Annotated in this window: 11 protein-coding genes and 1 pseudogene; 8 read left to right on the top strand and 4 right to left on the bottom strand. The window is 73.1% G+C overall.

Going from position 1 to position 13480, the window contains the following annotated elements; translation table 11 throughout:
- A pseudogene (locus tag ABZ484_RS36570) lies at positions 1-152 on the top strand (4-hydroxy-3-methylbut-2-en-1-yl diphosphate synthase); the annotation flags it as partial.
- 139 nt (positions 153-291) lie between these two features.
- Here ABZ484_RS36570 and ABZ484_RS36565 read toward each other — a convergent pair.
- Positions 292-2145 carry a SpoIIE family protein phosphatase gene (locus ABZ484_RS36565; protein ID WP_358870270.1) on the bottom strand — a complete coding sequence of 618 codons (1854 nt, stop codon included), beginning with the start codon at positions 2143-2145 and terminating at the stop codon, positions 292-294.
- Positions 2146-2375: 230 nt separating this feature from the next.
- On the opposite strand from ABZ484_RS36565, the gene ABZ484_RS36560 reads away from it, so the two are divergent.
- The 3 genes from ABZ484_RS36560 (at position 2376) to ABZ484_RS36550 (ending at position 5827) form a co-directional block, all read left to right on the top strand.
- On the top strand, positions 2376-3224 hold the full coding sequence (locus ABZ484_RS36560) for a GNAT family N-acetyltransferase (RefSeq protein WP_358870269.1): 849 nt from the start codon (positions 2376-2378) through the stop codon (positions 3222-3224).
- A gap of 196 nt (positions 3225-3420) precedes the next feature.
- Positions 3421-4017 carry a GNAT family N-acetyltransferase gene (locus tag ABZ484_RS36555; RefSeq protein WP_358870268.1) on the top strand — a complete coding sequence of 199 codons (597 nt, stop codon included), beginning with the start codon at positions 3421-3423 and terminating at the stop codon, positions 4015-4017.
- Between the two features lie 109 nt (positions 4018-4126).
- Entirely contained in the window at positions 4127-5827 is a 1701-nt protein-coding gene (locus ABZ484_RS36550) for a proline--tRNA ligase (RefSeq protein ID WP_358870267.1), read from the top strand.
- A gap of 66 nt (positions 5828-5893) precedes the next feature.
- Here ABZ484_RS36550 and ABZ484_RS36545 read toward each other — a convergent pair whose 3' ends face one another.
- The 3 genes from ABZ484_RS36545 to ABZ484_RS36535 all read right to left on the bottom strand — a co-directional run bounded on the left by ABZ484_RS36545 (position 5894) and on the right by ABZ484_RS36535 (position 8068).
- Positions 5894-6802 carry an aminoglycoside phosphotransferase family protein gene (locus tag ABZ484_RS36545; RefSeq protein WP_358870266.1) on the bottom strand — a complete coding sequence of 303 codons (909 nt, stop codon included), beginning with the start codon at positions 6800-6802 and terminating at the stop codon, positions 5894-5896.
- A gap of 115 nt (positions 6803-6917) precedes the next feature.
- Positions 6918-7397: a ferritin-like domain-containing protein gene (locus ABZ484_RS36540; protein ID WP_358870265.1), complete on the bottom strand. Its 480-nt coding sequence runs from the start codon at positions 7395-7397 to the stop codon at positions 6918-6920.
- Entirely contained in the window at positions 7394-8068 is a 675-nt protein-coding gene (locus ABZ484_RS36535; protein WP_358870264.1) for a hypothetical protein, read from the bottom strand. Before ABZ484_RS36535 ends, ABZ484_RS36540 begins: the two co-directional genes overlap by 4 nt.
- 239 nt (positions 8069-8307) lie before the next feature.
- Here ABZ484_RS36535 and rimP point away from each other — a divergent pair, with 239 nt between their 5' ends.
- The 4 genes from rimP (at position 8308) to infB (ending at position 13448) form a co-directional block, all read left to right on the top strand.
- A complete protein-coding gene (gene rimP / locus ABZ484_RS36530) occupies positions 8308-8826 on the top strand; it encodes a ribosome maturation factor RimP (RefSeq protein ID WP_358870263.1) in 519 nt (172 codons plus the stop codon).
- Positions 8827-8828: 2 nt separating this feature from the next.
- Positions 8829-9815: a transcription termination factor NusA gene (nusA, locus tag ABZ484_RS36525; RefSeq protein ID WP_306191567.1), complete on the top strand. Its 987-nt coding sequence runs from the start codon at positions 8829-8831 to the stop codon at positions 9813-9815.
- A gap of 124 nt (positions 9816-9939) precedes the next feature.
- The gene (locus tag ABZ484_RS36520) at positions 9940-10236 is read left to right on the top strand and encodes a YlxR family protein (RefSeq protein WP_358870262.1); all 297 of its coding nucleotides are present in this window, start codon (positions 9940-9942) and stop codon (positions 10234-10236) included.
- A gap of 149 nt (positions 10237-10385) precedes the next feature.
- On the top strand, positions 10386-13448 hold the full coding sequence (infB, locus tag ABZ484_RS36515; protein ID WP_358870261.1) for a translation initiation factor IF-2: 3063 nt from the start codon (positions 10386-10388) through the stop codon (positions 13446-13448).
- The last annotated feature ends 32 nt before the right edge of the window (positions 13449-13480 follow it).

Below are 13480 nucleotides of genomic sequence, written 5' to 3'. Positions count from 1 at the left end.
AGGGGCAGATCTTCGTCAAGGGCGAGGTCATCAAGACCGTCCCGGAGTCGAGGATCGTGGAGACCCTGATCGAGGAGGCCATGAAGATCGCCGAGCAGATGGAGGCCGACGGTGTGGCCTCCGGCGAGCCGGAGGTCTCGGTCGCGGGCTGAGCCCCGGACGGTCGCGGGCTGAGCCGCGTACGGTCGCGGGCTGAGCCGCGTACGGCCTCGGGTCGTGCCCCGTACGGCGTGACCCGTCGTCGCCGTGCGGCCCGGCTCCTCGCCCCGGGTGCTCACGTTCCCGGGGTGCTCACTCCTCTCGCACGCGGCTCGTCGGGTCCTCCACCGGAGCGTCCTCCTGGACGGAGCCGGGTGCGGCCCGGTCCGGAGTGGCCGGACTGGTGAACGGCGACTGCGGGGGCGGCGGCGGGCTCTGGTCGCCGGGAGCGCCCGCGCCGCTCGCCGGCAGCCGCAGCGCGAGCAGGGCCGCGTCGTCGCCGCTGGGCCTGATGCGCTCCAGCAGCGCATCGCAGAAGTCGTCCACCGTCTTCTCGGTCAGCCGCCGGACCAGCACGGACGCGTGGTGGCGGAGCGTGGCCATGCCCAGGTCGATGGGCCGGCCGCGGCTCTCCACCAGACCGTCGGTGTAGAGCAGCAGCGTGGACTCGGGCGGAAGGTACTCGTACGCGTCCGGCCAGCTCAGGCCCAGGTGCAGGGTGGCGCTCATCCCGATCAGCGGGCCGTGCCCGGCGGTCAGGAACCGGGTGTCGCCGTCCCGGGTGACCAGCAGCGGCGGCGGATGCCCGGCGTTGACCCAGTTCAGCCGCCACGGGCCGCCCTCGGGACCCTCGATCCGCGCGAAGACGAGCGTGGCCATGGGCGCGTCACTGGTGTTCGTCACCGCCTCGTCCAGACGGCGCATGATCAGGCTGGGCGGCTTCTGGTGGTCCCACGCCAGGGCACGCAGCATGTTGCGCACCTCGGCCATGTGCGCGGCGGCCTTCAGATCGTGGCCGACCACGTCCCCGATCACCAGGGCCATCACACCCTCGCCGAGCAGGAACGCGTCGTACCAGTCGCCGCCGATCTCCATGGCGCTCTGCGCGGGCAGATAGCGGGCCGCCATCCGCAGATGGTCCACCTGCGGGAGCGGGGCCAGCAGCTGGCGCTGCATGGTCTCGGCGACGTTCCGCTGCTCCTGGTACAGCCGGGTGTTGTCCAGCACCAGCCCCACCCGGCGGCCGATGTCCGCGAGCAGCCGTATCTCGGCGTGGGCCGGGTCGGGAGAGTCTCCGGCGCGCCCCACGGTCAGTATCCCGTAGCGGTTCCGCCGGGCACACAGCGGCACCACCACGGCCGAGTGGCCGCCGAGCCGTTCGAACAGCTTTCCGTGCGTCGCGGCGAGCGGGGCCTGCGGATCCCGCAGCTCCTCGGCGGTCAGCAGCACGGGCTCGTCGGCGGCGATGACGCGCTCCACCGCGTCGCGGGAGGCGGAGGACAGCAGCGGCAGCGACCCCTCCAGCCGCTGGGCCCGGCGCGGATGCCCGGGAGAGTGCACGGCGACCCGCTCCAGCGTCCCGGACCGCTCGGAGCACAGGGCCACCGCCGCCCAGTCGCCCAGCCCCGGGACCAGCACCCGCAACAGCCGGCGCATCCTCCCGGAGGCGTCCAGGGTGGACATCAGCACCGAGGAGACGTCCGCCAGCAGATTCAGCCGGGCCGTCAGCGCCTCCAGCGCCGCGGTGTGGGCGGCGGCCTGCTCCTCGGCCGCGCGATACACGCTGAAGTCGTTGAAGACGACCACCAGCCCGGCCCGGCGGCCCTGGAGCAGCAGGGGAGTGGTCGCCCAGATGATCGGCACGGTGGTGCCGTCGCCGCGCAGGTAGTACTCCTCGCTGCCCTGCTGGGCGGACCTGCCGTCCTCCAGCGGGGTCCGCATCAGGCACTGCTCGCGCGGCATCGGGCTGCCGTCCAGGCGCCGGTGCAGCAGGTCGTGGGCGTCCTCGCCGAGCATCCCCTCCACCGGCCGGTCCAGCAGCCGCTCGGCCCACGGGTTCGCGTACGTGATGCGGCCCTCGGTGTCGATGGTGAGGACGCCGACGCCCAGGTCGCGCAGGACCGCGAGGGGGAAGTCGGGCTCCAGTGCCACGCTCACCGCGCTCATGGCCCCACCCCCTCCTCATCCCGGACCGCCGTCCGGCGAGATGTCACCGTGATCACCGCAATCCGCAAGCCGCGCCTGACCGACCCTGCGCCTGAGGAACGGGTACCCAAACCAGCACGAATCGCTACATTTCAGGGCCTGTGGGCCCGGCATTCCCGGGGGGCGGCGCCGCCCGGATTCGCCAGGTACAGTGCGGAGATCAGCGGAACCCCAGCATGAGGCCCCCACACGTGTTGACCCAGACCACCTCACGGGTGCTCGAACCGAGCGACCTGGACGCCGCGCTCGCCGTCCTCGACCGCGAGCCGGTCGCGAACGCCTTCGTGCTGTCCCGGGTCCAGGTCGCCGGCCTCGACCCGTGGCGGCTCGGCGGAGAGATGTGGGGCTGGTACGAGGACGGCATGCTGACGTCCCTGTGCTACGCGGGCGCCAACCTCGTCCCGATCTGCGCCACCCCGCGCGCCGTGCGCGCCTTCGCCGACCGCGCCCGCCGCGCGGGCCGCCGCTGCTCCTCCATCGTCGGCCCCGCCGAACCCACCACCCAGCTGTGGCGGCTGCTCGAACCCAGCTGGGGTCCCGCCCGCGAGGTGCGCGCCCACCAGCCGCTCATGGTCACCGATCGCATGCCGGCCGACATCGCCCCGGACCCCTTCGTCCGCCGCGTCCGCAAGGACGAGATGGAGACGATCATGCCGGCCTGCGTGGCGATGTTCACCGAGGAGGTCGGCGTCTCCCCGCTCGCCGGTGACGGCGGCCTGCTCTACCAGGCCCGGGTCGCCGAACTCGTCGGCTCCGGGCGCGCCTTCGCCCGCCTCGACGAGCACGGCAAGGTCGTGTTCAAGGCGGAGATCGGCGCGGCGACCGACCGGGCCTGCCAGATCCAGGGCGTCTGGGTCGCGCCGGAGTACCGGGGACGGGGCCTCGCGGCCCCCGGCATGGCGGCGGTGCTGCGCTACGCCCTGGCCGACGTCGCCCCGGTGGTCAGCCTCTACGTCAACGACTTCAACACGGCCGCCCGGCGCACCTACCTGCGCGTGGGATTCCAGGAGGTCGGGGCGTTCATGAGCGTGCTGTTCTGAACCAAGGGGGTCCGCGCCCGCTGTTCCGGCGAGGGCTTCCCGTGCCCGCTCTTCCGGTAAGGGCCTCCCGCGCCGGCTCTTCCGGCGACGGCCTCCCGTGCAGGCCGTTCCGGCGACGGCCCCCATGTACCCGCTGTTCCGGCCGTGCGCCGTCGCGCTGTTCTGGGGCCGGTGCGAGCCGGGTAGTCTCCCCGGCATGGTGCACTTTCCCGGTCACGGCCTCCACCGCCCCGACGACGTCGTGATCGGACCGCTCGACCTCCCGGCCCGCGTCGACGAGGCGCTCGCCGTGCAGGCCGTCGCCTTCGGACTCGGTCCCGACGAGGTCGCCGTACGCCGCCAGATCGTGCTGCGCCACATGACCTGCCGGGGCGCCCGCGCGCTGGGCGCCACCACCGCCGACGGGCGGCTCGCCGGGTTCGTCTACGGCATGCCCAACGACCGCACCCACTGGTGGTCCACCGTCGTCGAACCGTATCTGCGCGCCCGCGGCCACCAGGACTGGCTCGACGACTCCTTCGTCATCACCGAGCTGCACGTCCACCCCCGGCACCAGAACCGCGGCATCGGCCGCGCCCTGATCACCGCCATCACCGACACCGCCGACGAGCCCCGTTCGATCCTCTCCGCGATCGACACCGACAGCCCGGCCCGCGGCCTCTACCACTCCCTGGGCTACACGGACCTGGCCCGGCAGGTCTTCTTCCCCAGCGCGCCGAAGCCCTACGCCGTGATGGGCGCCCCGCTGCCGCTGCGCCGCCGGACGGGCGGTCGCGGTGAGGACAGGCCCTAAACGGATTTCCACCGCCGCAGCCCACCCGGCTAACCTCCTAGCCATCACCTTCCCCCACTCCGGGCGCCGCTCGAGCGGGGGACCCGCATCCGGCAGGAGTACGAGAACGATGGCGAACGCACCGGTCCAGCGCATGTCCCAGTTGATGGCGAAGACTCTGCGCGACGACCCGGCGGACGCCGAGGTCCTCAGCCACAAGCTGCTGGTCCGCGCCGGTTACGTCCGCCGCACCGCCGCGGGCGTCTGGAGCTGGCTGCCGCTGGGCAGGAAGGTCCTCGCGAACGTCGAGCGGATCGTCCGCGAGGAGATGGACGCGATCGGCGCGCAGGAGGTGCTGCTGCCGGCGCTGCTGCCCCGTGAGCCGTACGAGGCGACCGGCCGCTGGGACGAGTACGGCGGCGAGCTGTTCCGCCTGAAGGACCGCAAGGGCGGCGACTACCTCCTCGGCCCGACCCACGAGGAGATCTTCACCCTGCTGGTGAAGGACCAGGCGTCCTCCTACAAGGACCTGCCGGTCATCCTCTACCAGATCCAGAACAAGTACCGGGACGAGGCCCGGCCCCGCGCCGGCATCCTGCGCGGGCGCGAGTTCCTGATGAAGGACTCCTACTCCTTCGACCTCGCCGACGAGGGCCTCGCCGAGTCCTACGCCCTGCACCGCGAGGCCTACCGGCGCGTCTTCGCGCGTCTCGGCCTGGACTACCGCATCGTCGCGGCCACCGCGGGCGCGATGGGCGGCTCGAAGTCCGAGGAGTTCCTCGCCCCCGCCGAGGCCGGCGAGGACGTCTTCGCCGACTGCCCGAACGGCGACTTCGCCGCCAACACCGAGGCGATCACGTACGAGGTGAAGCCGGTCGACGCCTCCGGCGTGCCCGCCGCCGAGGACATCCCGACTCCCGACACCCCCACCATCGAGACCCTGGCCGCCTCCCTCGGCGTCCCCGCCTCCGCGACCCTGAAGAACCTCCTGGTCAAGGTGGACGGCGAGATCGTCGCCGTCGGCGTGCCGGGCGACCGCGAGGTCGACATGGGCAAGCTCGAGGCGCACTTCGCCCCGGCCGTGGTCGAGATGGTCACCGAGGAGGACTTCGCCGGCCGCGCCGACCTGGTCCGCGGCTACGTCGGCCCGCAGGGCCTGGCCAAGGTGAAGTACGTCGCCGACCCGCGCGTCGCGCCGGGCACCGCGTGGATCACCGGAGCCAACAAGGAGCACACGCACGCGAAGAACGTGGTCGCCGGGCGCGACTTCGAGGTCGACGAGTACGTGGACGTCGTGGTCGTGCGGGACGGCGACCCCTGCCCGAAGTGCGGCACCGGCCTCAAGCTCGACCGCGCCATCGAGATCGGCCACATCTTCCAGCTCGGCCGCAAGTACACCGACGCCCTCAAGCTCGACGTCCTGGGCCAGAACGGCAAGCCCGTCCGGGTCACCATGGGCTCCTACGGCATCGGCGTCTCCCGCGCGGTCGCGGCCCTCGCCGAACAGCACGCCGACGAGCACGGCTTGGTCTGGCCGAAGGAGGTCGCCCCGGCCGACGTGCACGTGGTCGCCGCGGGCAAGGCCCTGCAGACCGAGTTGGCGCTCGAGGTGTCGCAACAGCTGGCCGCCGCCGGCGTCCGCGTCCTCGTCGACGACCGCGCCGGTGTCTCCCCGGGCGTGAAGTTCACCGACGCCGAGCTGATCGGCGTCCCGCAGATCCTGGTGGCCGGCCGGCGCGCGGGCGAGGGCGTCGTGGAACTGAAGGACCGCCGTACCGGCGAACGCGAGGAACTCCCGGTGGCCGAGGCGATCGCCCGCCTCACGGCCTGACGGCGCCGCCGCGTCGGGCGACCGGTGTCGCCGCGGGCAGGCCCCGCGGCGACACCGGCCCCGGACTCACAGCCAGGACGCGAACTCCAGCAGGAGTTCCGCGTCCTTCCGGCGACCCACCCGGCGGGCCCGCACCCCCGACTCCACCGCCCGGAACAGCGTCCACCCCCGCAGCCGGTCCTGGTCGACCTCCAGCGACTCGGCCAGCCGCTTGATCCGGCGCCGGGTGGTGGCCGGCCCGGACGGTGAGGCGATCAGGTCCTCCACCCGGTCGCGGACCAGCCGCGCCAGGTCGAAGGCGGTCTCCCCGACCACCGGATCGGGACCCACGGCCAGCCACGGCATCCGGTCCCCGGCCAGCACCTTGCTCTGCCGGAACGTGCCGTGCAGCAGCAGCCGCTCGGGTGGCGCGGCCAGCAGCTCCTCGCGGGCCGCGAGCGCCGCGTCGACCAGCGGTGCGACCTCGTCGCCCGGCCGGGCGCTCGTCCGCATCGCCCGGGCCTGCCGCCCGGTCCGCTCCTCGACCGTCTCGAAGGGGTGCGCCGGTTCGCCCGCCGGGGGCTCCACCCACAGCCGCCGCAGCGTGCCCGCCGCTTCCAGCAGCGCCCGCGACTCCGGCAGCGACCGCACCGAGACATCCGGGTGCAGCCGCTCCAGCAGCAGCGCCCCCTCGCCCGGGTCCGCCGCCAGAAGCTGTACGGCGCCCCGTCCGCCCCAGTGCGCCAGCGCGGCCCGCTCGCTCTCCGGACGGAACCGGGGCGGAGCCAGCTTGAGCACCGCCGGAGTCCCGTCCGCCGTGCGCACCAGGACCACCAGACTGCTGCGCCCGCCGGGCACCTGCACCCGCTCGGCGGTCAACTCGCCGGCCGCGACGGCCTGTCCCGCGATCCCGGGCAGCTTCTCCAACCAGTCGTCACCGTCCGGCGCCGTCTCACCGAGCGCCCGCACCAGCCGCTGCGGCGGTTCGAAAGCCATGCGCGAGTCGTTCCTTCCTGGACCGCCGTCCGCCACGCGTGCACGCGTGGACGCGTTTCCTGTCACCGTGCGCCGGGGCGCCTCCTGCATCGCCGACGTGCGCCGCCCGTCCGCCTCACCGCGCCGGGGTCGCCGACGGGCTGCCGGACGACGCCGTACCGGCCCCCGCCCGTTCGGCGAGACCAGGGAAGGCTACGCTCTCGCCGCGCCAGCGCACCGCCCGGACCGCCGCCTCCCGCAGCGCCCCGGCGGCCTCGCGCCGCCGCTCGCCGTCGCAGGCCCGCACCAGGTCGGAGTAGACGTCGGCCACCCGGTCCTCCAGCTCGGCGGCGAACCGTACCGCCGCGGCCGAGTCCGGCACCGGGAACGGCAGCGCGTAACCCGCCGCCGCGGCCACCGGCCGGGCGCCCAGGTCCCGTACCTCGCGCACCAGGGCGTCCCGCCGCGCCCGGTGGGCGTCGTAGGCCGCCCGGGCGTCCGTGCGCCGCTCCCTGCGGATCCGGCCGCCGACCACGCCGTAGCCGTACACGGCCGCGTGCTCCGCGGCCAGCGCCGCCTGGAGTGCCTTGACCTGCTGTTCCGTCGCCGCGCTCACTCGTCCCGGTCCCCGTCGTCCTCGTTCGTCAGCAGATACGCGTGCGCCGCCCCGGCCGCCGCCACCGAGGCCAGCAGCCGCGCCAGCTCGCCCGGCACCTCCAGCAGCGCGGCCGTCCGCCGGTCGGCGAGCGACCGTTCGGCCGCGGCGAGTCCGGCGAGGGCGTCCTTCGGTTTCGCGGGCACGGCGGACGACGGCGCGGGGGTGGCGGAAGGCCCCTCGGGCCCCTCCGCTCCGGCCGCCGCCTCGATCCCCTCCGTCCCAGAGGGCGCCGGCGTGGCCGTACCCGCCGTGGACGAGGCCGTGGACGAGGCCGTGGACGAGGCCGTGGACGACGCCGTGGGCGCCTCGGGCCCGGCCCCGCCGAAGGCGGCCACGTGCCGCACCACCTCCGCCCGCAGCGGTCGCAGCCGCTCCACGAGCGCCGGATGCGCGGCGAGTACGGCGTCGTACCGCCGCACCAGCCCCTGGCTCTCCCGGGCCGCGTCCGCGCGGACCCGGTCCGCGAGCGACGGACCGCTGCCCGCCGCGCTGGATTCGTCGTCCCCGGCGGAGCAGCCCACGAGGCCTCCGGCGGAGCAGCCCACGAGCAGGGCGCCGCCCGCCGCCGAGGCGAGCAGGCTCCTTCTGCGCGGCCCGGCGGCGGCGCGCGAGGGTGAGGGGAACGGCACGGCAGACGTCCTCGGGTGCGTACGGAACGGATCGGAGCGGATCGGAGCGGATCGGAACGGATCGGAGTGGAGCGGGAAGGCAGGCCCTTGCCGTGATCACCGTACCCGCGCACCCCACGGGCGGGACTCAGCGGCACCACCCCTGGCCAGGTGGACGGCAACACCCCCGGGAACCGGATACCCTTTGACCAGACACGCGACCATCCCACAACAGCACACGCGGCCGAGGAGTCACCCGGATGAGCACCACCCAGAGCGAGAGGCTGCGAGAACTGCTGGAACCGCTCGTCGCATCCCAGGGCCTGGATCTCGAAGAGATCGCCGTGGACTCCGTCGGACGCAAGCGAGTGCTGCGCGTCGTCGTCGACTCCGACGCCGGAGCCGACCTGGATCAGATCGCCGATGTGAGCCGCGAGCTCTCGGCGAAGCTCGACGAGACGGACGCGATGGGCGAGGGCGAGTACACCCTCGAGGTCGGCACCCCGGGCGCGGAGCGCCTCCTCACCGAACACCGGCACTACCTGCGCGCCACCGGCCGGCTGGTGAAGTTCCAGCTGGCCGAGGGCGGCGAGCTGGTGGCCAGGATCCTGAAGGTCGACGACGAAGGCCTCGACCTCGAAGTGCCCGGGGTCAAGGGCCGCAAGGCCACCACCCGCAGAGTCGGCTTCCCGGACGTGACCAGGGCGCGCGTGCAGGTCGAGTTCAGCCGCAAGGACGACAAGGTCAAGAAGGACATGAAGGAAGAGGAGGAGGCGTAGCCGTGGACATCGACATGAGCGCCCTGCGGGGCTTGGTCCGGGAGAAGGAGATCTCCTTCGACCTGCTCGTCGAGGCGATCGAGTCGGCCCTCCTCATCGCCTACCACCGCACCGAGGGAAGCCGCCGCCACGCGCGCGTGGAGCTCAACCGGGAGACCGGGCATGTGACCGTGTGGGCGAAGGAGGACCCGGAGGACCTCGAGGAGGGGCAGGAGCCCCGGGAGTTCGACGACACCCCGTCCGGTTTCGGCCGTATCGCCGCCACCACCGCCAAGCAGGTCATCCTGCAGCGGCTGCGCGACGCGGAGGACGACGCCACGCTCGGCGAGTACGCCGGCCGCGAGGGCGACATCGTCACCGGCGTGGTCCAGCAGGGCCGCGACCCGAAGAACGTGCTCGTCGACATCGGCAAGCTGGAGGCCATCCTGCCGGTGCAGGAGCAGGTCCCCGGCGAGACCTACCCGCACGGCATGCGCCTGAGGTCGTACGTCGTCCGGGTGGCCAAGGGCGTGCGAGGCCCCTCGGTGACCCTCTCGCGGACGCACCCCAACCTGGTGAAGAAGCTCTTCGCCCTGGAGGTGCCGGAGATCGCGGACGGCTCCGTCGAGATCGCCGCCATCGCCCGTGAGGCCGGTCACCGTACGAAGATCGCCGTGCGCTCCACCCGCTCCGGCCTGAACGCCAAGGGTGCCTGCATCGGTCCCATGGGCGGCCGGGTGCGCAACGTCATGGGCGAGCTGAACGGCGAGAAGATCGACATCGTCGACTGGTCGGACGACCCGGCCGAGATGGTGGCGAACGCGCTGTCCCCGGCCCGGGTCTCCAAGGTGGAGGTCGTGGACATGGCGGCCCGGTCGGCCCGGGTGACCGTGCCGGACTACCAGCTGTCGCTGGCGATCGGCAAGGAGGGCCAGAACGCCCGCCTCGCGGCCCGGCTCACCGGCTGGCGCATCGACATCCGCCCGGACACCGAGCAGACCGCCGAGTAGCCGCAGACCGAACGGTGCGGTCCGGGAATGGATCCGGACCGCACAGTGCTGACAGCGTCATAACGACAACCGTTCGATTCCTGCCCCAAAGGGGTGAGGTGCGTGCGGGGAGGTAGACTTAGCAGTGTCTGGCCGGACCGAGGCCCGAGCATGCCCTGAACGCACCTGTGTGGGGTGCCGGGAACGAGCGGCCAAGACGGATCTGCTGCGCATCGTGGCGATCGAGGACGCGTGCGTCCCTGATCCTCGCGGTACGCTGCCCGGCCGGGGTGCGTATGTACACCCCGCCCTGGTCTGTCTCGACCAGGCGGTGCGCCGCCGGGCGTTCACGCGGGCGTTGCGCGCCCCGGGAGCGCTCGACACAAAGGCGTTGCGCCGGCACGTCGAGCGGGCAACAGTTGCCGAGCAGGCAACACGGTAGGAAAGACATGTCGTACGGAACCCCGTGCGGCCTGGTACCTCGCGAGTCGAAAGCAGGTCGAGATTGCGATGAGCACTCGATGAGTACGCGATGAGTACGCCCATGAACTAGCGACGGTCCGGCCGCAACCCGGACCTCAAAGGAGCGAAGTGGCTAAGGTCCGGGTCTACGAACTCGCCAAGGAGTTCGGTGTGGAGAGCAAGGTCGTCATGGCCAAGCTCCAGGAACTCGGTGAATTCGTCCGATCGGCGTCCTCGACGATCGAGGCGCCTGTAGTACGCAAACTGACTGACGCCTTCCAGCAGGGCAACGGTGGCGGCAGGTCCGCCGCGAAGCCGGGTGCCCCGAAGAAGGCCGCCCCCAGGCCCGCCGCGCCGTCCCCGGCGCAGGCTGGGGGTACCTCCCACGGCGTCAAGCCGGCGGGGGAGCGTCCGGCTGCCCCGAAGCCGCCGGCCGCCCCCAAGCCCGCCGCGGCGCAGCCGCCCGCGGCTCCCTCGGCGCCCGCGCCGGCCTCCGGCCCGCGTCCGGTGCCGGGCCCCAAGCCCGCGCCGCGTCCGGCCCCGGCCGCGCCGACCACCCCGGAGTTCACCGCTCCGCCGTCGGCTCCGTCCCCGGCCGCCGCGCAGGGTCCGCGTCCCGGCGCCCGTCCCGGCGCCCCCAAGCCCGGTGGCGGCCGTCCCGGCGGCCAGGGCCAGGCGGCCCGTCCCGGCCAGGGCGCCCCGCGTCCCGGCGGCCAGGGCGCTCGTCCGGGTGCCCGTCCGGCCGGTCCGCGCCCGGGCAACAATCCCTTCACCTCCGGTGGCTCCACCGGCATGGCGCGCCCGCAGGCGCCCCGTCCGCAGGGCGGTCCGCGTCCCGGCGGTCCCGGTGCCGGTCCCCGTCCGCAGGCGCCCGGCGCCCAGGGCGGCGGTCCGCGTCCGCAGGCTCCGGGCGGTCAGCGCCCGAGCCCGGGCTCGATGCCCCGTCCGCAGGGCGGTCCGGGCGGTCCGCGTCCCGGCGGCCCGCGTCCGAACCCCGGCATGATGCCGCAGCGTCCCGCTGCCGGTCCGCGCCCCGGCCCCGGTGGCCGCGGTCCGGGCGGTGCGGGTCGTCCCGGCGGTGCCGGTCGTCCCGGCGGTGGCGGCGGCTTCGCCGGCCGTCCCGGTGGTGGTGGCGGCGGCCGTCCGGGCGGTGGCGGCGGCTTCGCCGGCCGTCCCGGTGGCGGTGGCCCCGGCGGCGGCTTCGGTGGCGGCGGTGGCCGTCCCGGCTTCGGCGGTCGTCCGGGTGGTCCCGGTGGCCGTGGTGGCACGCAGGGCGCCTTCGGCCGTCCCGGCGGTCCGGCCCGGCGTGGCCGCAAGTCGAAGCGGCAGCGCCGTCAGGAGTACGAGGCCATGCAGGCCCCGTCGGTCGGCGGCGTGATGCTGCCTCGCGGCAACGGCGAGACCATTCGCCTGTCGCGCGGTGCGTCGCTCACCGACTTCGCGGAGAAGATCAACGCCAACCCGGCGTCGCTCGTCGCGGTCATGATGAACCTGGGCGAGATGGTCACGGCCACGCAGTCCGTCTCCGACGAGACGCTCCAGCTCCTGGCCGGCGAGATGAACTACACGGTTCAGATCGTCAGCCCGGAGGAGGAGGACCGCGAGCTGCTGGAGTCCTTCGACATCGAGTTCGGCGAGGACGAGGGCACCGAGGAGGACCTGGTCGTCCGTCCGCCGGTGGTGACCGTCATGGGTCACGTCGACCACGGTAAGACCCGACTGCTCGACGCGATCCGCAAGACGAACGTCATCGCGGGCGAGGCCGGTGGCATCACCCAGCACATCGGTGCCTACCAGGTCGCGACCGAGGTCAACGGCGAGGACCGGGCGATCACCTTCATCGACACCCCGGGTCACGAGGCGTTCACCGCCATGCGTGCCCGCGGTGCGAAGTCGACGGACATCGCCATCCTGGTCGTCGCGGCCAACGACGGCGTCATGCCGCAGACGGTCGAGGCCCTGAACCACGCCAAGGCGGCCGACGTGCCGATCGTGGTCGCGGTCAACAAGATCGACGTCGAGGGCGCGGACCCGACCAAGGTGCGCGGTCAGCTGACCGAGTACGGCCTGGTGGCCGAGGAGTACGGCGGCGACACCATGTTCGTCGACATCTCCGCCAAGCAGGGTCTGCATATCGACAGCCTTCTGGAGGCCGTCGTCCTCACCGCGGACGCGGCGCTGGACCTGCGTGCGAACCCCAACCAGGACGCACAGGGCATCGCGATCGAGTCCCGCCTGGACCGCGGCCGTGGTGCCGTGTCCACGGTCCTCGTCCAGCGAGGCACGCTCCGCGTGGGCGACACCATGGTCGTCGGCGACGCCTACGGCCGAGTCCGCGCCATGCTCGACGACAACGGCAACAACGTCGCCGAGGCCGGCCCGTCGACGCCGGTCCAGGTCCTGGGCCTGACCAACGTCCCGGGTGCGGGCGACAACTTCCTGGTGGTCGACGAGGACCGTACGGCCCGTCAGATCGCCGAGAAGCGCGCCGCCCGTGAGCGCAACGCCGCGTTCGCCAAGCGCACGCGCCGCGTGTCCCTGGAGGACCTGGACAAGGTGCTGAAGGCCGGCGAGGTCCAGCAGCTGAACCTGATCATCAAGGGCGACGCTTCTGGTTCGGTCGAGGCGCTGGAGTCCTCCCTGCTCCAGCTGGACGTCGGCGAAGAGGTCGACATCCGCGTCCTGCACCGCGGCGTCGGTGCGGTCACGGAGTCCGACATCGACCTGGCCATGGGCTCCGACGCGATCGTCATCGGCTTCAACGTCCGCGCTGCCGGGCGTGCCCAGCAGATGGCGGAGCGCGAGGGCGTGGACGTCCGCTACTACTCGGTCATCTACCAGGCGATCGAGGAGATCGAGGCGGCCCTCAAGGGCATGCTCAAGCCGGAGTTCGAAGAGGTCGAGCTCGGTACGGCGGAGATCCGCGAGGTCTTCCGCTCGTCCAAGCTGGGCAACATCGCGGGTGTCCTCATCCGCTCCGGCGAGGTCAGGCGGAACACCAAGGCCCGCCTGCTGCGCGACGGCAAGGTCATCGCGGAGAACCTCACCATCGAGGGTCTGCGTCGCTTCAAGGACGACGTCACCGAGATCCGCGAAGGCTTCGAGGGTGGTATCAACCTCGGAAACTTCAACGACATCAAGGTCGACGACGTCATCGCGACGTACGAGATGCGCGAGAAGCCGCGGGCGTAAGGCCCCGGTACCGGCCGGCCGGCGGAACCTGG

The organism is Streptomyces sp. NPDC006393 (assembly GCF_040628575.1).
Lineage (GTDB): Bacteria > Actinomycetota > Actinomycetes > Streptomycetales > Streptomycetaceae > Streptomyces.
This window is presented reverse-complemented; position numbering and strand designations above follow the sequence as displayed.

What these genes read in the sequence shown, in the direction of transcription:
- ABZ484_RS36555 (WP_358870268.1), top strand. Translation starts at nt 3,421, where the DNA reads ATGGTGCACTTTCCCGGTCACGGCCTCCACCGCCCCGACGACGTCGTG.
- ABZ484_RS36565 (WP_358870270.1), bottom strand. Translation starts at nt 2,145, where the DNA reads ATGAGCGCGGTGAGCGTGGCACTGGAGCCCGACTTCCCCCTCGCGGTC.
- ABZ484_RS36545 (WP_358870266.1), bottom strand. Translation starts at nt 6,802, where the DNA reads ATGGCTTTCGAACCGCCGCAGCGGCTGGTGCGGGCGCTCGGTGAGACG.
- ABZ484_RS36550 (WP_358870267.1), top strand. Translation starts at nt 4,127, where the DNA reads ATGGCGAACGCACCGGTCCAGCGCATGTCCCAGTTGATGGCGAAGACT.
- rimP (WP_358870263.1), top strand. Translation starts at nt 8,308, where the DNA reads ATGAGCACCACCCAGAGCGAGAGGCTGCGAGAACTGCTGGAACCGCTC.